At 67.0% G+C, this 18504-nt stretch carries 18 protein-coding genes; 8 read left to right on the top strand and 10 right to left on the bottom strand.

The genetic code is table 11. The features are described from left to right. Positions 1-101: 101 nt before the first annotated feature. A complete protein-coding gene (locus FBY20_RS26970; protein WP_056316965.1) occupies positions 102-2183 on the top strand; it encodes a carbon starvation CstA family protein in 2082 nt (693 codons plus the stop codon). Between the two features lie 20 nt (positions 2184-2203). Beyond that, on the top strand, positions 2204-2416 hold the full coding sequence (locus tag FBY20_RS26965; protein WP_105238611.1) for a YbdD/YjiX family protein: 213 nt from the start codon (positions 2204-2206) through the stop codon (positions 2414-2416). 1313 nt (positions 2417-3729) lie between these two features. On the opposite strand, the gene FBY20_RS26955 is transcribed toward FBY20_RS26965, so the two are convergent. Next, positions 3730-4167, bottom strand: a complete 438-nt coding sequence (locus FBY20_RS26955; protein WP_142055625.1) for a rhodanese-like domain-containing protein — start codon at positions 4165-4167, stop codon at positions 3730-3732. A 120-nt stretch (positions 4168-4287) separates the two neighbouring features. On the opposite strand from FBY20_RS26955, the gene ftrA reads away from it, so the two are divergent. Further along, on the top strand, positions 4288-5316 hold the full coding sequence (gene ftrA, locus FBY20_RS26950) for a transcriptional regulator FtrA (RefSeq protein WP_142055623.1): 1029 nt from the start codon (positions 4288-4290) through the stop codon (positions 5314-5316). Positions 5317-5331: 15 nt separating this feature from the next. On the opposite strand, the gene FBY20_RS26945 is transcribed toward ftrA, so the two are convergent. Further along, positions 5332-6510 (bottom strand): MFS transporter, encoded by a 1179-nt coding sequence (locus tag FBY20_RS26945; RefSeq protein ID WP_142055621.1) that lies wholly within the window; start codon positions 6508-6510, stop codon positions 5332-5334. Between the two features lie 157 nt (positions 6511-6667). Between FBY20_RS26945 and FBY20_RS26940 the strand changes: the two genes are divergently transcribed. After that, entirely contained in the window at positions 6668-7219 is a 552-nt protein-coding gene (locus FBY20_RS26940) for a Dps family protein (protein WP_056316975.1), read from the top strand. Positions 7220-7311: 92 nt separating this feature from the next. Here the strand turns inward: FBY20_RS26940 and FBY20_RS26935 are convergent, their stop codons facing one another. The 3 genes from FBY20_RS26935 to FBY20_RS26925 are packed head-to-tail and all read right to left on the bottom strand — an operon-like array spanning position 7312 to position 9642. Further along, positions 7312-7812 (bottom strand): RidA family protein, encoded by a 501-nt coding sequence (locus tag FBY20_RS26935; RefSeq protein WP_142055619.1) that lies wholly within the window; start codon positions 7810-7812, stop codon positions 7312-7314. Then, positions 7800-8681, bottom strand: a complete 882-nt coding sequence (locus FBY20_RS26930; RefSeq protein WP_142055617.1) for a PhzF family phenazine biosynthesis protein — start codon at positions 8679-8681, stop codon at positions 7800-7802. Before FBY20_RS26930 ends, FBY20_RS26935 begins: the two co-directional genes overlap by 13 nt. Beyond that, on the bottom strand, positions 8674-9642 hold the full coding sequence (locus FBY20_RS26925; protein ID WP_142055615.1) for a tripartite tricarboxylate transporter substrate binding protein: 969 nt from the start codon (positions 9640-9642) through the stop codon (positions 8674-8676). Before FBY20_RS26925 ends, FBY20_RS26930 begins: the two co-directional genes overlap by 8 nt. A gap of 219 nt (positions 9643-9861) precedes the next feature. Between FBY20_RS26925 and FBY20_RS26920 the strand changes: the two genes are divergently transcribed. Beyond that, on the top strand, positions 9862-10665 hold the full coding sequence (locus tag FBY20_RS26920) for a helix-turn-helix transcriptional regulator (protein WP_142055613.1): 804 nt from the start codon (positions 9862-9864) through the stop codon (positions 10663-10665). A gap of 27 nt (positions 10666-10692) precedes the next feature. Here the strand turns inward: FBY20_RS26920 and FBY20_RS26915 are convergent, their stop codons facing one another. Together FBY20_RS26915 and gcvA are read right to left on the bottom strand one after the other, a co-directional pair. Next, entirely contained in the window at positions 10693-11193 is a 501-nt protein-coding gene (locus FBY20_RS26915; protein ID WP_056316987.1) for a hypothetical protein, read from the bottom strand. Between the two features lie 135 nt (positions 11194-11328). Then, positions 11329-12210, bottom strand: coding sequence for a transcriptional regulator GcvA (gcvA, locus tag FBY20_RS26910; RefSeq protein WP_142055611.1), 882 nt, complete (start codon positions 12208-12210; stop codon positions 11329-11331). A gap of 127 nt (positions 12211-12337) precedes the next feature. Here gcvA and FBY20_RS26905 point away from each other — a divergent pair, with 127 nt between their 5' ends. Both FBY20_RS26905 and FBY20_RS26900 read left to right on the top strand, forming a co-directional pair. Next, positions 12338-13321, top strand: a complete 984-nt coding sequence (locus FBY20_RS26905) for a tripartite tricarboxylate transporter substrate binding protein (protein ID WP_056316992.1) — start codon at positions 12338-12340, stop codon at positions 13319-13321. Between the two features lie 18 nt (positions 13322-13339). Next, the gene (locus FBY20_RS26900; protein ID WP_142055609.1) at positions 13340-14713 is read left to right on the top strand and encodes an amidase; all 1374 of its coding nucleotides are present in this window, start codon (positions 13340-13342) and stop codon (positions 14711-14713) included. Between the two features lie 18 nt (positions 14714-14731). Here FBY20_RS26900 and FBY20_RS26895 read toward each other — a convergent pair whose 3' ends face one another. Beyond that, the gene (locus tag FBY20_RS26895; protein WP_142055607.1) at positions 14732-15916 is read right to left on the bottom strand and encodes an NADH:flavin oxidoreductase; all 1185 of its coding nucleotides are present in this window, start codon (positions 15914-15916) and stop codon (positions 14732-14734) included. Between the two features lies 1 nt (position 15917). Beyond that, positions 15918-16313 carry a RidA family protein gene (locus FBY20_RS26890; protein ID WP_142055605.1) on the bottom strand — a complete coding sequence of 132 codons (396 nt, stop codon included), beginning with the start codon at positions 16311-16313 and terminating at the stop codon, positions 15918-15920. A 147-nt stretch (positions 16314-16460) separates the two neighbouring features. Between FBY20_RS26890 and FBY20_RS26885 the strand changes: the two genes are divergently transcribed. Further along, entirely contained in the window at positions 16461-17354 is an 894-nt protein-coding gene (locus FBY20_RS26885; protein WP_142055603.1) for a LysR substrate-binding domain-containing protein, read from the top strand. Here the strand turns inward: FBY20_RS26885 and FBY20_RS26880 are convergent. Continuing rightward, positions 17344-18483 carry a diguanylate cyclase gene (locus FBY20_RS26880; protein WP_142055601.1) on the bottom strand — a complete coding sequence of 380 codons (1140 nt, stop codon included), beginning with the start codon at positions 18481-18483 and terminating at the stop codon, positions 17344-17346. The genes FBY20_RS26885 and FBY20_RS26880 overlap by 11 nt on opposite strands. Positions 18484-18504 lie beyond the last annotated feature (21 nt).

Here is an 18504-nt window from a genome sequence, read left to right as displayed (position 1 = left end):
TGGACGCGTGCGTCCGCCACCCCACAACAATGAGTCTGCCTTCCGCGGGACGAAAAAAGCGTTTCACGCCAAGAGCATGGCGGGAGGCAAGAGGAGCACTTATGCACACCAGCAGTAAGGGACTGGGTCAGCACCTGGTCTGGCTGGCGGTTGCGGTACTGGGCGCGTTTGCGCTGGGCACCGTGGCGCTGGCCAGAGGGGAGACCATCAACGCGCTATGGGTGGTGATCGCCGCCGTCTGCGTCTATCTCATCGCCTACCGTTACTACAGCCGCTTCATCGCACGCAAGGTCTTCCAGCTTGACCCCACGCGCATGACGCCGGCCTGGAAGTACAACGACGGCCTGGACTACGTGCCCACCAACAAGCACGTGCTGTTCGGCCACCACTTTGCCGCCATCGCCGGCGCGGGTCCCCTGGTCGGACCGGTGCTGGCTGCGCAAATGGGCTATCTGCCCGGCATGCTGTGGATCCTGGCCGGCGTCGTGTTCGCCGGCGCCGTGCAGGACTTCACGATCCTCTTCATCTCCACCCGCCGCGACGGCCGCTCGCTGGGCGACCTGGTCAAGTCGGAACTGGGCAAGATCCCCGGCGTGATCGCGCTGTTCGGCGCGTTCATGATCATGGTCATCATCCTGGCCGTGCTGGCGCTGATCGTCGTGAAGGCGCTGACGCATTCGCCGTGGGGCACCTTCACGGTGGCCGCGACGATCCCCATCGCGCTCTTCATGGGTGTCTACCTGCGCTACATCCGCCCGGGCAAGATCGGCGAGGTGTCCATCATCGGCTTCCTGGGCCTGATGGCGGCCATCACGTTCGGTCAAGACGTGGCCGCGCATCCGGTCATCGGCCCGATGTTCGACTTTGACGGCAAGGGCCTGACCTGGATCCTGATCGTCTACGGCTTCATCGCCTCGGTGCTGCCCGTGTGGCTGCTGCTGGCGCCTCGTGACTACCTGTCGACCTTCCTGAAGATCGGCACCATCGTGGGTCTGGCGATCGGCATCGTGGTCGTGGCCCCCGAACTGAAGATGCCCGCGCTGACCCAGTTCATCGATGGCACCGGTCCGGTGTGGTCGGGCAACCTGTTCCCGTTCCTTTTCATCACCATCGCCTGCGGCGCGGTGTCCGGTTTTCACGCCTTGATCTCCTCGGGCACCACGCCCAAGCTGATCGAAAACGAAACCCAGGCCCGCTACATCGGTTACGGCGGCATGCTGATGGAATCCTTCGTGGCCATCATGGCGCTGGTGGCGGCTTGCGTGATCGAGCCCGGCATCTACTACGCCATGAACAGCCCGGCAGCCGTCATCGGCACGACGCCGGACCAGGTCGCCCAGGTGGTGTCGAGCTGGGGCTTCGTGATCACGCCGGCCGAGCTGGTGCAGACGGCCAAGGACGTGGGCGAAAGCACGATCATCTCGCGCGCCGGCGGCGCGCCGACGCTGGCCGTGGGCATGGCCCACATCCTGCATCAGGCGCTGGGCGGCCCGGGCATGATGGCGTTCTGGTACCACTTCGCCATCCTGTTCGAGGCGCTCTTCATCCTGACCGCCGTGGACGCCGGCACCCGTGCAGGCCGCTTCATGCTGCAGGATCTGCTGGGCACGTTCGCCCCGTCGCTCAAGCGCACGGATTCGCTGCCCGCCAACCTGATCGCCACCGGCCTGTGCGTGGCGGCGTGGGGCTACTTCCTGTATCAGGGCGTGGTTGATCCGCTGGGCGGCATCAACACCCTGTGGCCGCTCTTCGGCATCGCCAACCAGATGCTGGCCGCGATTGCGCTGACGCTGGGCACGGTCGTCCTGTTCAAGATGAAGCGCGACCGCTACGCCTGGGTCACGGTGCTGCCCACGCTCTGGCTGCTGGCATGCACGCTGACCGCCGGTCTGCAAAAGCTGTTCCACTCGGACCCGCGCGTAAGCTTCCTGGCCCACGCCGACAAGTACAACGCCGCGATTGCCGAAGGCAAGGTGCTGGCGCCGGCGAAGTCGCTGGGCGAGATGTCGCGCGTGGTGATGAACGACTACATCAACGCAGGCCTGTGCGCGATCTTCATCTTCGTGGTGGTGAGCATCGTGGTGTTCGGCTTGAAGTCGGTGCAGCGCGCCCGCAACGAAAACAAGCCGACGTCCCGCGAAACGCCGTACGAGACGCTGCCCGCAGCCGCCGGCGCCGACTGACCGCAACCCAGAGAAGCCGCATGCTGTTCAGCAACATGACTTCCGCGGCCGGCGCCGCCGGCCGCTACCTGGGGCAAACGCTCCGGCTGATGGTCGGCGTGCCGGATTACGAGACGTATGTCGAGCATATGCGGCGCACGCATCCTGAGCAGGAGCCAATGAGCTACGAGGATTTCTTCCGGGAGCGCCAGGAGGCGCGATACGGGGGGAAGAAGCGGATTGGGTGCTGCTGATTGGGTGGATGGAAGGCCTTGCTGATGCAGGGCCTTTTTTTGTGTGTCTTTGCTGTCTTTGGCTGGGGTGCGGTTTTCTTAGGTGGTCGGTACTTCGTAGGCGGCAGGATCTTCGCGGGGGCACGATCTTCGTAGGTCGCCCGACGCCGCGGTCACCGTGGGCACGATCGCCCACGATTGCGGTCCGGAGCCTTCGCTCCGGACTGCCCCGTTGTCATCTTCGTCCGCCTTCGGCTCCCTTCAGATTCCCTCGGGCGCATCGACGGCGCTCGCACCCACGGTGCCCGCGACGCCGTGCTGCGAGGGTCTTTGGTATGTCGCGCTGTAAGACCTGTATGCAGGGAAGGGGATCTGCGGGGCCGCCGAATTGCTGCCGCCCGGGCGGCGGCAATCGGCATCGGAGCCGTGGGTCGTCGGTGCGGTGTGCGCTTGCGCGCTGGCGGAAGGTCGTTTTCTGGTGGGCGCTCCAACGCGGGGGGGGGCGGTGATGGGCGGCGCGCGTCCACGGACAATGGCAGCTTGCCGACCAGTACGCGCGCCGCCCATCGGGCACTGGAGTTGACCTGACGATTAGTGGCGAGCGCGGCGTGTGGGCGCTTGATATCTGAACCATCAGCAGCCATGCGCGAAGGGTAATTGCCAATGGTGTCTTGCACGTCTGAATGCAATTGGTATGTCGCGATCTTGCCTGGGTGTCGGGCACCTGAATCAGGCTTACGAACGTGCCAGTAGTTGCTGCTGCCGGTGTCTGACACCCTCGGGAGGTGAACTTGGTATGAAGGGCATCTCACCAGGGTGTCAGACACCTTGAAGAAGAAGCCGCCACACGCGAAGCGTCATCACCTCGACGCAAGACGCCGCGTAAGCCCACGAAGGCTGCCCGCGCGGCCGCCCGGGGGCGGGCCCCGCAAGATCTCTCTCTTCCACACAACTGTGTGCAAGAACCTCAAGAACCCGAATCCCCCCGCCGCCCGAGAAGATTCAACTGCAAAGCCCGGTGTGGCGTGGGCCTGGGGTGGGCGGGGCGTTTAGATGCGCCCGACGGAATCCGAAGGCAGCCGCCGGAGGCGGCAACGAGGATGAGGATGGGGGAGTCCGGAGCGAAGGCTCCGGACCGCAATCGGAGCCCCGCCCGCCCCAGGCCCACGCCGCACCGGGCGTCTCAAGAACCCCGCCCGACCACCAGCACCAGCACCAGCACCAGCACCAGCACCAGCACCAGCACCAGCACCAGCACCCGCACCCGCACCAGCCACCAGCAACCAGCAACCGTTAAACACCAGCATCAGCCAACTCACAATTCAACGCCCATCTCAGGCACTTCTGCGCTCACCCTCAATCCGGCCTGCCACGCAGCCCTCAAGCGGCAACCCTTCGTCGACCCAGCCGGTGATGCCGCCAGTCATCACCTTCACGGGACGGCTTAACTGCGCCAACCGCAGTGCGCCTCGTGTGGCCCCGTTGCAGTGTGGACCCGCGCAGTACGTGACAAAGAGCGTGTCGGCCGGATAGTTGACCAGTTTCGATTCGACGATCTTGCCGTGCGGCAGGTTCAGCGCGCCCGGGACATGGCTCTGGGCGAATAGCGCCGGGCTGCGCACGTCCAGCAGCACGAAGCCCGGGGTGCCCGAGGCGAGGGCGCCTGCCACGTCGGCGCAATCGGTCTCGAATTGCAGCGACGCGTGAAAGTGGGCGAGGGCGGTTGCGCTGTCGGCGGCGGGGATGGCGGTGACGGCGTTGGTCGTGGGCATGTTGGAACTCTTAAAAGGAGGATTAGTGGCATCTGGAAGCAAGATCCAGAAGCCCCATTCTGGCGTCGCGCCGCCTCGCCGATAAGTGGCGTAAATGACATTTGCCGGTAATATTACGCCATGAGAAATCACCTCGTTGTCGCGCTGGCTTACGACCGGCTCTGTACTTTCGAATTCGGCTGCGTGACCGAGTTGTTCGCGCTCGAGCGTCCAGAGCTTGACGTCGATTGGTATCGATTCGCCGTGTGCGCCAGCGAGCCTGGCCCGCTGCGCGCCGCCGGCGGCATTACCGTGGCCGCGCCTTATACCCTCAAGTTGCTTGATCGTGCCGACACCATCGTCGTGCCCGGTTGGCGCGATGCCGACGAATTGCCGCCCGCGCCGTTGCTAAAGAAGCTTCGCGCGGCGTATCAGCGCGGGGCAAGGCTCTGTTCGATCTGTTCCGGCGTTTTTGTTCTGGCCGCCGCCGGCGTGCTCGACGGGAAGACCGTGACCACCCACTGGCGATATGCCGCAAAGCTGCAGCAGCGTTACCCGCAGGTGCGGGTTCAACCCGATGCGTTGTATGTGGATGACGGACAGATCATCACGTCGGCTGGGTCCGCGGCCGGGCTGGACATGCTGCTTCACCTGGTGCGCCGCGACTACGGTGGGGCGGTGGCCAATCGGGTCGCGCAGCGGCTCGTGGTGGCGCCGCACCGCGAAGGAGGGCAGGCGCAGTTCGTGCCGCGGCCCATGCCTTCCGACGAAAGCGGGCGCCTGGCCAAGTTGATGGACTGGATGCGGCAGCATTGCACGTCGCCGCATACGTTGCGGTCGCTGGCGGACCGCGCCGCGATGAGTCCGCGCACGCTGCAACGGCAATTCCAAGAGGCCACCGGCATGGCTCCCTATGAATGGCTGATCCGCGAACGCGTGGCCGCCGCCCGTGAAATGCTTGAATCGCAGGCGCGTTTGTCCGTGGGCCGCATTGCCGAGCTGGCCGGGTTTGGCTCCGAGGAGTCCATGCGCCGGCACTTCCGGCGTATCGTGCTGACCAGTCCGGCCGCCTACCGCGAACAGTTTGGCCATAACGCGGCAGCATTCAAGCGCGGTTCTGGCGTCAGCGGCGAATCGCGCGATGTCATCGCCGCCCCGCGCACGCGCTGAACGCCAACGCCACGTTCAGCTCGCCTCGCGCCGCCGCAGTTTCTCCGAGACCATCACCAATGGTGCGGCCGCGGCCGCGCACAGCGCCATCACCAGAAAGCCGCCCGGGGCGAAGCTGCGGTACAGCGCGCCGCCGAGCTGAATGCTGGCGAACATGAACACGCCGCCCGACAGCATGGCGTACAGCGCGATTGCCGAAGTCTTGCAGGCGGCGGGCGCGCGGCGGGTGATGTACCACATGATGGCGGCATTGTTGCCGGCCAAGGTGAAGCACTGCAGCAACTGCAAGCCCGCGATCAGCGTGGGGTCGGTGGTGGCGGACAGGCCCGCCCAACGGATCGCCGTCATGACGGCCGAGGCCAGGATCAGCCACTGCGCACCCGTGCGCGCCAGGATGCGCGGCGCCAGAAAGAAGAACAGGACCTCGCTTGCCACGCCCACTACCCACAACAGCGAAATCATCGCCGTCGACAGGCCGCTCGCGGTCCAGTACAGCGTCGAATAGGAATACAGGAAGCCGTTGCTTGCCTGCACCAGCGAGGCCGCGGCGATGCACAGCAGCAAGGGGCGGTCGCGCAGCACTTCGCGCATCGGCACCCGGACGCGGTCCGCCTGGGATTCCTGAGGCGCCGGCCGCGCCGCCCGCGGCAGCAGACGCACGCAGGCCAGGCACGCGACGATCAGCAGGATCGACAGCCACATCACCCAATCTGCGTCGAACGTCTTGATCAGATAGCCGCCCGCCACCGTCACCGTGGCAAAGCCCAGCGAGCCGCAGGCGCGCATCACCGTGTAGGAATTGCCCTGTCCGCGCCCGCTCGCGATGGCCATGCGGTCCATCAGCGGCAGCACGGCCGGGAACACCGCGTTCAGCAACAGCGTGATGGCCAGCAGCCAGGCTGAAGTCTGGCTGAACGGATAGCACACGAAAAGAACCAGGGACGCCGCGAGCGCCGACGCGATCAGCGCGTGGGCGCGGCCCGTCTGGTCCGCGATGTGCGCCACGATCGGCGTCGACACGATCTTGGGCAGGAACGACGTGGCGACGATCAGCCCGATCAGGGCCGGGTCCAATCCCCGGCTGGCGAACCACAAGGGCAGGAAGGGAATGCTGACGCCCTGCAGGCCGTAATACAGGAAATAGAACCCGTGCAACGCGATGGCGCCTTGCCTGGCGTCGGGATTGCCGCGCATGGTGGGAAGGGATCAGGGGGATGCGAAGCGGCGTAGCATACTCCTTCGCTGCGCCGGGCATTGGCAAAGCGCATCCGGAGATTTACGCTGTGCCTCGCGGGCGGTTGCAACCGCGCCGCGACCGTGTTTTCCAATTCATCTCCTAAAGGTTCGATTCATGGCCAAGAAACTGAATGAGAAGACCACCAAGGCGCTGAAGGTGCGCCGCAAGGCGCCGCTGGCGACGCCCACCGACCTGGCGGCCGACGCTACCCGCGACATCTCCGCCGTGCTGAATCAGGTGCTGGCCGACGTGTTCGCCCTGTACCTGAAGACCAAGAACTTTCATTGGCACGTCAGTGGGCCCCACTTCCGGGACTACCACCTGTTGCTGGACGAGCAGGGCGACCAGCTGTTCGCCATGACGGACCCCATCGCCGAGCGCATCCGCAAGATTGGAGGCACGACGCTGCGGTCCATCGGCCACATCTCGCGCTCGCAGCGCATCTCGGACAACGACGCCGACTTCGTGCAGCCGCTGGACATGCTGGCCGAGCTGCGGGAAGACAACAAGGTGCTGGCGGCAACGCTGCGCGAGGCGCACAACGTCACCGACGAGCATCGCGACATCGCCAGTTCCAGCCTGATCGAAAACTGGATCGACGAGACCGAGCGGCGCACGTGGTTCTTGTTCGAGGCCAGCCGTCAGGGCGATTCGACCGGGCACTGACCCAGTCGCCCGGGGGGGGCGGTGGTTCAGTCGTACCGGTATCGTCGCGTCAATGCCGCCCGCCAGAAAGCGGGCGGGTCGGCGCCGGGGGATCAGCCGCGGTCGTCCAGCAGCGCGCTGATTTCGATCTCGGCCCAGCTGCGGCCCGGCAGGCTGGTCACGCCCACCGCGCTGCGCGCCGGGCGCGGCATATGCGGGAATGCGGCCTCAAGCACCTGTGACGCGCCGTCCAGCACCGCGCTGTGGTGTTCGAATTCCGCCTCGCTGCGCAGATAGCCGCGCAGCTGCACGATGGCGCGTACGCGGTCCAGGTTGCCGCCGCTGGCCTCGCGCAGGGCGCTCAGCGCGCTCAGCGCCGCGTGCGCGCAGGCCGCCCGGGCCGCGTCCAGGTCGGCGCCCGGCCGGCATGTTCCGACGATGGGTGTGCCGTCCCGCCGGCTGGCCTGGCCGCTGACGCAGATCAGTGTTGCGCCTGACAGTGCCGCCAGGTGGTAGGGCGCATAGGCGCCACGCGGAACCGGCGCGGCGGGCAGGCGCCAGCCGGCTGCCGCCAGCCGCGACTCGGCCGTACAGAGGCGGGTCACCGCATCCATTGCGTTTCGCCGCTCAGCCAACACCCGGCGGCGTCGCCGCGCCGGCGCAACTGGATTGCCGAGGGCGATCCCATGGCCACGCCCTGGCGGACCGTGTACACCCCATCCGCCGGCACGCTGCCCGTCTCGTTCAGGTAGCCCCACAAGGCGGCGGCCGCGATGCCGGTGGCCGCATCCTCGGGGTAGCCAGAAGCCTTGGGAAATTGCCGCGCGCTGGCGCCGTCCGTCATCAGCGCATAGGGGTAGAGACCGGTCGAGCCGATGGCCTCGCAGAGGTCCCGCATCGCTTCGAAGTCGGGCGTCAGGGCGTTCAGCTCGGCCATGCCCGGCAGCCGTACCAACGTCTTCACGCGGCTGGTGCTGGCATTGATCATGTGCAGGCCGGGCAAGTCCGGATCGATGCGCAGCACCTCGGCGATCGCGCGGCATTGCGCCGGTGTGAGCGCTGAGGTGGCCACGGCAGGCTGCGACACCCAGGCGCGATTGCCAGCGTCGTCCCATTCGATGTCCACGCTGCCGCTCAGGGTCTGAACACGTGTGCGCGGCGTCGTCCAGCGTCCCCACTGCCGCAGGGCCCAGAGCGTGCCCACGGTTGCGTGTCCACACATCTCCATTTCGTGGCCGGGCACGAAGAATCGCAATTGGCACAGATGGTCATCGCCATCGGCCGGCACAACGAAGGACGACTCGTGGCCGTGGTGCGCGGCCAGGGCCTGCATGTCGCTGGCGGTCATGCCCTGCGCGTCAAGCACCAGCGGCACCGGGTTTCCGCCTTGGCGGGGCTGGGACGTATCGACGAATACGCGCAGCAGGATCGCCTGGCGGGGGGGCGGCTCGGCGGGCGCGGTAGGGAAGGCGGGCTTAGTCAAACTGGACTCCGGTCTTGGTGATGAGGTCGCCCCAGAAGGCAAGGTCGTGTGAAACGGCTTGCGTCAGGGCTTCGGACGTGCCCGGACGCCCGTCCACGCCCTTGGCGGCCAGGTCCGAGGCCACGGCCGGATCTCGCAGTGCCGCGTTGAGTGCGGCATTCATCTTTTGCACGATCGCATCGGGCGTCTGCTTGGGAAAGGCCAGGCCATACCACAGCACCTGCGTATAGGCCGGCATGCCTTGGGAGGCAAAGGTCGGCACGCCCGGCAGGATCGGCGTGGGACTTGTGGTGGCCACGGCCACCAGCTTGCCGCTCTGCACGAACGGCGCCAGCCCCACCGGATTGTCGAACATGATGTCCACCTGCCCGCCGATCAGGTCGGTATACGCGGGGGCCGCGCCGCGATACGGCACGTGCGTGAGGTCCAGCTTCTTGTCCTTCGTGAACATTTCGCCAAGCAGATGCGACACGGTGCCCGCGCCCACCGACGCGAACGTGCCGGTGCGGCGCGCCTTCAAGGCGTCGGTCAGCGTGTCGACCGTGGCCGCCTTCAAGGCCGGTTGCACCGCCAGCACATAAGGCGAGGTGCCGATGAAGCCGATGTAGTCGAAATCCTTTTCCGGGTTGTAGGGCAGCTTCTTGTACAGGCTGGCGCTGAGCGCGGTGGTGCTGGTCGTCACCGCCAGGGCCGTGTAGCCGTCCGGCCGCGCGCGGGCAGCCTGCCCGGAACCCACCGTGCCGCCGGCGCCGCCGGTGTTCTGGATGATCACGTTCTGGCCCAGCTCGCGCGACAACGCGGGCTGCAAGGTGCGCACGACCAGGTCCGTGCCCCCGCCCGGCGGGAAAGGAACGATCAGGGTAATGGGTTTGTCGGGCCATGCGGACTCGGCCAGGGCGCCGGTGGCCGGCAAGGCCAAGACGGCGGCCGATAGCAATGCGGCGGGCAGTGCGCGGATCATCTACTTCCCCTTGTGCTGGTTTGAATGACCCAGATCGTAAGCAAGACGTCCGGACGGCAGCGAACCGCGGTGCGACATGGAATGATCCCGTACGCGACAGGGGCGGGTGTTGGCGCCCCGCCGCGCTTGCGGGAAAGCCGCCACGCGCCGATACTGGCCGAACGCCCCATTCCGCCGTTGCCAGCGTGGCCTGACTCGGCGCTTGTCTTGCCCGCCGTCATGATGCGTTCCATCCCGCTATCTTCCAAACAAGGCCTGATTGCCCAGACCGGCTTCGCGCTCGCGGCCAGCCGGCAGCCGCGCTACGCGTTTCAATGGCATGAACACGATTGCGCCATGTTGCTGTGGCCGCGCGCCGGCGCCCTGGATAGCGCCTGGCGCGACGAGGAGGGCGCGCGCCGGCGTTGCCGGCTGGTGCGCGGACAGGCCTTGCTGCTGCCATCCCATGTCCAGCACAGCACGCGCGCAGAAAGCGTGACGCAGCAGCATGGCGAGCTCTATCTGGCGCCCGAATTGCTGCGAAGCTGCGGGGCGGACGGCGTGCTGCAACTGGATGGCGCGGCGCAAGCCATGCTTGATGCGCTATGGATGCCGGCGATGTCGGCGTCAGCGCTGCCGATGCTGGTTCAGGCGCTAATTGCGCAGCTTGACGCCGGCTCCCGCCTGCAGGCCCGCACGCGCGCACCGCAGCCGCCGCTGCCGCTCGCCCGGCAATGGCTGGCGCTGCTGCGCGATCGCCTGGACGCGGGGCTGCCGCTGCCTGCGATTGCGGAGTCGGCCAGCATGCTGGGCGCGACCACGCGCAGCTTGCAGCGCGCCTGCATCGAGACCTATGGGCGCTCTCCCATCACGCTGCGCCGCTTCGTGCTGGCGCAGACGGCGCGCCGGCGGCTTGCGCTTGGCGAATCCGTCGCAAGCGTCAGCGCCGACCTGGGATTTTCCAGCAGCGGGCATCTGGGACGGCTGCTGCGCGCCGTGCACGCCGGCGATGACGAGTGGGACGCGGAAGCGGAGCAGGGCTAGCGCCGCCGCGCACGCAAGGGCCGGGGCTCAGCCCTCGCGGCCAAACCCGCCCGCTGCCCAATCCGACGCCCGCTGCACGTTCAGCTTGTACGTCGGCGGCACGCGGATCTGGGCGAGCTGCTCGCCCAATTCGTCGTAGGCGCTGAGCGTGGCGTAGGGTTCGTCCTCGTCGGGCACGATGTCCAGCTTGACGGTCAGGCGGCCTTCGGCGGCGTCGATCTTCACGCTCTTGTGCAGCGTGGCGTGCAATTGCTGTTCGTGGCGGCGCAGGACTTCGTTGGCCGTCTTGACCAACGTGTGGAAGGCCGGCGCGTCGAGCGGCTTGGGGTTCTTCTTGTCGCGGCCCATGGTCCAGGGCCCGACCAACGCGGGCTCGGCCTGGCCGTCCAGCGTCATTTCGACGGCCCAGCCGTCGTCGTCTTCGTTCTTGATGATGCGCGCGGTCCAGCCGTCGTCGCGCCAAAGCGTGGCTTGCTGTTCTTTGGGCGCGTCGGAAAGGTCGGTGTCCGGCGTGGAGGTGTCATTCACTGCGGTACGGCTCCTGCAAGGGGTGATGCGCAGCTTGTAGGGGGCTGCGGGCCGGGTTGGCGACCCTGCAATGTAGCCTAACGCGGCAGGCGGACCGGGACATCGGGATCCGCTTTCGGCGAAAGTCCGCCAGCGCTAGATCGCGCAGGAGGCTGCCCACGCGCGGAACTGCGTCAGTTCGGGCGATGGCCGCCGGTAGTCTTCGGGGGGAAGGACAAAATAATAGCTTTGCGCGCCCAGGTCCACGGTCAGGTCGAAGGGCGCCACCAGCCGGCCTTCGTCCAGCTCCTTCTGCACCAGGGGCTTTTGTGCGATGGCCACGCCGTAGCCCTCCAGCGCGGCCTCGTAGGCCAGCGCGGACGATTCATAGCGCAGGCCGCGCGTGACGTCGATCCCGGTCAGTCCGGCGGCCTGCAGCCATATTTCCCAATAGTCGGGGCGCGCCAGCGTATGCAGCAGGATCTCTTTCTTCAGGTCGGCGGGCGTGCGCAGCCGCGCGCATTTGCCGGGCACGCAGACCGGCAGCAGTTCATTGACCATCAGCTTGTAGCTCAGCAGGCCGCGCCAGCGGCCATCGCCCATGCAGATGCCGGCGTCGACTTCCTCGCGTTCGAAGTCGGGCGCGTCCACGGCCGTGTGGAGCTTGACGTCGATATCGGGATACTGCCGGTGAAACCCCGACAGCCGGGGCAGCAGCCAGCGCATGGCGACGCTGTGTGGCGCCTTGATGACGAATTGGCGGCGGCGAGAGCGTTCGCCCAGTTCGGACGTGGCGCGCTGCAGCCCGCCAAAGCAGCGCGCGATGTCGGCGTGATACGCCGCACCCATGGAGGTGAGCACGATGCGGCGGTGCTGGCGCAGGAACAGCTTGAGCCCCAGGTGTTCCTCCAGCAGACGAATCTGGCGGCTGATGGCGGCGGGCGTCACGCTGAGTTCCTCGGCCGCGCTGGTGATGCTGCCCAGGCGGCCGGCGACCTCGAAACAGCGCAGCGCGTTGAGCGGAGGCAGGGCGGTCATCGCGGTGGTTCAGTTAACAAAAAGTTAAGTGTGCCATAGATAAAGTCGTTTGAACCCCGCCGCGCGAACGCCCAAGATGGCACAGCCGCCTGACTTTGCGGCCAAGAACAGCCATAAGGGGAAATCCATGTTCAGAACGTTGGTTCGACGGATCGGAATTGCCGCCTTCTGCGGCGCCGCGGTGCTGGCCGGGACCGCGTCGGCAGCCGACTATCCGCAGCGTCCCGTCAGCATCGTGGTGCCGACCACGCCGGGCGGGACCGCCGATATTCTTGCCCGGTTGATCGGCCCCCGGCTCGCGCAGCGCTGGGGGCAGGCCGTCGTGGTGGAGAACAAGCCGGGCGCGGGCACGCTTATCGGCGCCGACTACGTGGCCCGGGCCAAGCCCGACGGCTACACGCTGATGCTGACCTTCAATGAGCTGGCCACGCTGCCGGCCCTCAATCCCAATGCCAAGATCGATGTCGAGAACGGGCTCGCGCGCATCGGCAAGATCGGCAGCCTGCCCGTCCTGGTCCTGACCCGTCCGGGCATCGACGATGCCGATCTGTCCGCGCTGATCAAGCGCTTTCGCGCCGAGCCGGGCAAGTACACCTACGCCTCGAACGGCTCGGGGTCGTCGCTGCAGCTGTTTACCGAAATCTTCAAGCGCGAGGCCCAGGTGGACGTGATGCACGTGCCGTACCGGGGCGCGCTGGAGGCCTCGATGGCGGCCATCGGCGGCGAGGTCGACCTGCTGGTGCAGTTTGCGTCGGGCAACGTCATCAATCATGTGAAGGGTGGAAAGCTCAAGGCCTATGCCCTGGCGTCGCCGCAGCGCCTGGAAGCCTTGCCCGACGTGCCGACCGCCGCCGAGGCCGGCCTGCCCGGACTGCGCCTGGAAGCCTGGTATGGCCTGTTCGCGCCCGCCGGCCTGCCGGACGACATCAAGCAGAAGATCAACCGTGACCTGAATGAGGTCCTGGCCGAGCCCGCGATCCTGGAGCGCCTGAAGGGCATCAATCTGCAGGTGCAGCCGGGCACGCCCGCTGAATTCGATACGTTCTTCCGCGCCGAATATGCCCGCTGGAGCGCGCTGATTCGCACCCTCGGCATCAAAAGCAGTGAATAAGACCACCGGAGCCACGCCTTGACCTACGATCCCAGCACCCACGCCGCCCTGACTTTTCATGACGCCCGCGCTGCGTTTGCCGACCGCCGCGACACGCCCCGCGACTATCTGGAACGCTGCCTGGAAGTGATTGCCGCGCGAGAGGGCCAGCTCAAGGGCTGGGTCGTCCTGAACGAGGCGGGCGCCCGGGCCGCCGCCGACGCCAGCGCCCAGCGCTATCGTGACGGCCGGCCGCTGTCCGCCATGGACGGCATGCCCGTCGGCATCAAGGACCTGATCGAAACGCGCGACATGCCCACGCAGATGGGCTGCGCCGCTTTTGACGGCAACTTCCCCAAGAACGACAGCGCCGTGGTCCGTGCGCTGCGCGATGCCGGCGCGATCATCCTGGGCAAGACGGTCACCACGGCGCTGGGGTTTCTGGACCCCGGCCCGACGACCAATCCGTTCGATCCGCGGCGCACGCCGGGCGGATCGTCCAGCGGGTCGGCCGCCGTGGTGGGCGCCAACATGGTGCCCATGGCCATTGGTTCGCAACTGGTGGGGTCGGTATTGCGGCCGGCCAGCTACAACGCCAACTGGGCCTTGAAGCCGACGTTCGGCGCGCTCAATCGTGGCGAGCGGTTGGGGTTGAGCCAGGCGCATATCGGCATCCATGCCAATTCCGTCGAAGACATGTGGACGGCGGCGGCGGAAATTGCCCTGCGGGCGGGCGGCGATCCCGGCCACCCCGGCCTCTATGGTCCGCTGCGGGCGCCGGCCGCACGCAAGCCGGCGCGGCTCGTTGCGCTGGAAACCGAGGGGTGGACACGCGCCGAACCGCAGGCCCGCGAGGCTTTCGAGGCCACCCTGGATGCGCTCTCGCGGCAAGGCGTGTCGATCATCCGGCGCGGCGATTCGGCGCTCGTCGATGCGCTGGAGCGCGCCATCTCGCAAGCGGCGCCCTTGTCGTTGCGGCTCATTTCCTGGGAACAGCGCTGGTCGCTGGCCAACCTGGTCGCCAATCATCCCGACACGCTCGGCCCAAGCCTGGTGCGGCAACTGGAAAGCGGGCGCGCCATGACGCTGGCGGACTACCGCGAATGCCTGCTGCTGCGCGAACATGCGCGCCAATGCCTGGCGGCCCTGGCCACGCAATGCGACGCGCTGGTCAGCCTGAATGCATGCGGCGCGGCGCCCATTGCGGCGGACATCCGCGACACCCGGTATCCGACGGGCGACGTCTCGTTTGCCTGCGCGTCGTCATTGCTGGGCGCGCCCGCGATCAACGTGCCGTTGATGGCCGTCGATGGCCTGCCGCTGGGGCTGCAGGTGATGGGATTGCCGCATGGCGACGCCGCGATTACCGGCATCGGCACCTGGATTTTCCAGGCGTTGCGGCATCCCGGCTGACCCGGCGCGCTGGGGCGTTCAGGCGTGCCCGGCGGCCGCGCTTTCAACGCGGCCTGCGCCAGGCGCAGCCGCCGCCCGGTGACGCGCCGCGTTGTCCAGGTCTGCAATCGGCGCCAGCAGTCCCCGGTCAAAGCCCTCGTGCGGCGCGCCCGCGCGCAGCCGGGCAGGCCAGTCGGCGTGCGTGAGCGCCCCGCGGCCCAGCGACACGAAATCCGCGTCCTGGCGCGCCAGCAGGGCCTCGGCCTGGCGCGGATCGTGCAGGGATCCGTTTGCCAGCACGGGTACCCGGACATGGCGGCGCGCCAATGCCGCAAGGCTCGCGCCACTGTCGCCAAAGGCGGGTCGCCAGGCCTCGAACTCAGTGGTGTGCACGTAATCGATGGGCGCCGCGCCCAGCGCGCCGAAGATCCGCGCCGCGTCGTCCTGGCCGCCTTCCCACTTGTGCGTGAAGTCATTCACCTTGCCCTGCGAGGTGCGCACGCCGACCACGAAGGTTCCCGATGTCGATTGGCGCGCCGCCTGGATGACGTCCACCGTCAGCCGTAGCCGGTTCTCCAGACTGCCGCCGTAGCCGTCCTCGCGCCGATTCGTATGGCGCGTAAGGAACTGGTCCAGCAGGTATCCGTTGGCCCCGTGTATCTCGACGCCGTCAAATCCCGCTTCCTGCGCGCGGCGGGCCGCCTGCGCAAAGCCTTCGACCACCTCGGCGATGTCGTCCAGGTTCATCGCGTGCGGCATCCGGTACGGACCCTGGCCGCGATAGAAGGTCATCTGCTGCCCGGCCGGCAACACGGCCGATGGGCCTTTTGTCCCGGGACGATGCGGATTGCCTTGCGACAGCGCACCGGCGTGCATGAGCTGGGCAAAGATCCGCCCGCCTTGCGCATGCACGCGGTCCACCACGGGCCGCCACGCATCGCGCTGCGCGTCGTCGGCCAGGCCGGGCTGGAACAGGTACCCCTGCGCATGGGCCTTGTCCGTGTAGATGCCTTCGGTGATGACCAACCCGAACCCGCCGCGCGCAAACGCTTCGTAGTAGCCCGCCATCTGCGCCGTGGCAAGGCCATCGGCGGTGGCGCTGACCCGGGTCATGGGCGCGACGGCCAGCCGGTTGGGCAGGCCCACGCGGCCCACCCGCAGCGGCGTGAACAGGCCGGCGGGCGCGGGCTGCGCGTCTTGCCGTGGATCGGTAGCGGCGGTCATGTCAGCGGCCCTCCGTGGGGCGGACCGCGGCGATGGCCTCGATCTCGATCATCGCGGCCGGATCGTACAGCGCCTTGATCTCGGCAATCGTGTCGGCCGGGTAGGGCGCCGAAAAGAACTTGCGGCGCAGGGCAACCACGTCGTCGAAATGTCCCATGTCGGTCACGAAGATGGTGACCTTGATGACGTCCTCCAGGCGCGAGCCGCCGGCTTCCAGCGCGCGGCGCAGATTACTGAACGCCTGTTCGCCCTGTGCCAGGAATCCGCCTTTCACGATCCTCCCATCGTCGGCGGCGCCGGCCTGGCCCGAGATGAAAAGCAGATTGCCGAACTGGATGCCCTGCGACAGCAGGAAGGGCGCGTAGTTGTCGGGCTGGGTGATGACCTGTTTGAGCATGATGCGAATTCCTTCATCTATATCCGGACGGGGGTTGTCGGTTGATGCGCCGCCCAGTGACTGAACTTTAGAATTCCGGCCTGGCCGTGACAAAGGTTCGTTTGTCAGCTATAAGACGAGAAAAATTCATCTATGTGAGCCCCGCCCATGCAACGCCGGTCCCTTCCGCTTTCCGCGCTGCGCGCCTTCGAGGCCGCCGCGCGCCTGGGCAGCTTCAAGGCCGCCGCCGAGGAACTTGCCGTCACCCCGACGGCCGTCAGCCATCAGATCCGCGCGCTGGAAGCGGGAACGGGCCTGGCGCTGTTCGATCGCCAGGTGCGCAAGGTGACGCTGACCGACGCCGGGGCGCAGCTTTACCCGGTGCTGCGGGATGGCTTCGACAAATTCGAGGCGACACTGGCGCGCCTGACGCAGCAGCGCACGCGCGCGCAGGTCAGCATTTCCGCAACCAACGCCTTCACCGTGAAGTGGCTGGTGCCGCGCATGGCCGATTTCCGGCGCCGGCATCCGGATATCGATCTGCAGCTGCAGGCCAGCGACGACCTTGTCGATCTGCGCTCGTCCGCCGTCGACATCGCCATCCGCTATGGCCGGGGGCCGTACCCCGGGCTGGCGGTGCAGCCCTTGTTCACCGACCGGTTCGCACCGGTGGCCAATCCCCGCCTGGGCGTCGTCTCGCCCGACGATCTGGCGCGGGTGCCGCTGATCCGCTTTGACTGGAAGCGCGCGCAACCCGACAACCCGACATGGGAGCGCTGGTTCGCGATCGCCGGGCGTCCGCTGCCGCCGGAAGCCGGGCAGTTGCGGTTCTCGGATGAAGGCCATGCGATACAGGCTGCGGTGGCCGGGCACGGGATCGCGTTGGTCAGCTTGGCGCTGGTGGATGATGAGTTGCGGGCGGGGCACCTGGCGCAGCCGTTCGGGCCCGAGATCGACGGGCACACGTATCACCTGGCGATGTTCGCCGGGCGGGAGGCGTCGGGGGCGGTTCAGGCGGTGGCGGGGTGGCTGAAGGGGCAGGCAAACCCCGTCAGCCCATGATCCGGTTCCGGCCGGCCCGCTTGGCTTGATAGAGCTTGGCGTCAGCCTCTTGATACATCGCTTCCCAGGATTCGAAGCGATCCGTGTGCGCCACGCCCGCGCTGATCGTGACCGGTGCCTCGCCGCCCGGATCCCGCACGGTTTGCTCCACCGCGGCACGCAGGCGTTCCGCGCAGCGCAGGGCCTCGGGCAGATCGGTGTCCGGCAGGAAGATGCCGAATTCCTCGCCGCCGATGCGCCCAAGCACGTCGTGCTTACGCACCGCTTGCTCAAGAACCTTGGCCACCTGCGTGAGCACCTGGTCCCCGCTCTGGTGCCCATGCAGATCATTGATGCGCTTGAAATTGTCCACATCGCAGACGATGAGCGCCACCGGGGCGTGTCCGTTCGATTGGAGCGCGCGCACGCGTGTTTCGAAGCCGCGCCGGTTGTAGACGCCCGTCAGCCAATCCTTGTCGCCTTCCTTGCGGACCTCGTCGATGGCGTCGGCTGCAATCGCAATCAGCAGCGTGAGCGCCAGCGCAACGCTGAACACCGCTAGAGAAAGCTGCAACGTTTGCCAGAATGCCGAGTCGGCAAACGCAAGCGCGCCCTGTGGCGCCAGCCTGCCCATGCTCAGCAATGTGCGCGGAACAAAGTGCAGGCCGAAAAGCAGCACCACAAGGAAAAGCGCCTTGTCGATCGGGCGCTGACACGAAGCGCGCCGCAGGCGCCACGCGGCATAGCAGAACAGCAATCCGAAGCCTGCATTAAGCACGTAAACGCGCACGAGCAGGTTGCGATCGACGTAGAAGAAGTACCAAAGCGCGGCCATGATCGCCGCGCCATAGAGGCCATACGCGGTCCAGGGCACGCGAACGCGTGCGCGTCCAAGCACGCCCTGCACGACCAGGCAAGCCGCCGCCGTGTACAGAAAACCCGAAACCAGCGCGTTGAGCCCCGTGTCGCGGGGCACGTACAGAACTTGTGAAATCGCTCCGCACGCAAACGTCGCGCAGCCTGCGGCGAGGTGCAGCAGGAAACGTTTGCGATGGAAGAAGAACCAGATGGCGAGGAAGGTAACGCCGAAGATCAATAGCAGCGCGGGCGCGATCAGCGACAGCGTTACTCGGACTTGCGAACCTGCCATCGGGTCCTCGGGTGACGTGGC

It is taken from the genome of Achromobacter sp. SLBN-14 (assembly GCF_006715415.1).
Lineage (GTDB): Bacteria > Pseudomonadota > Gammaproteobacteria > Burkholderiales > Burkholderiaceae_B > Achromobacter > Achromobacter mucicolens.
Note: the sequence above shows the minus strand (reverse complement) of the source record. Positions and strands in the feature narration are given on the sequence as shown.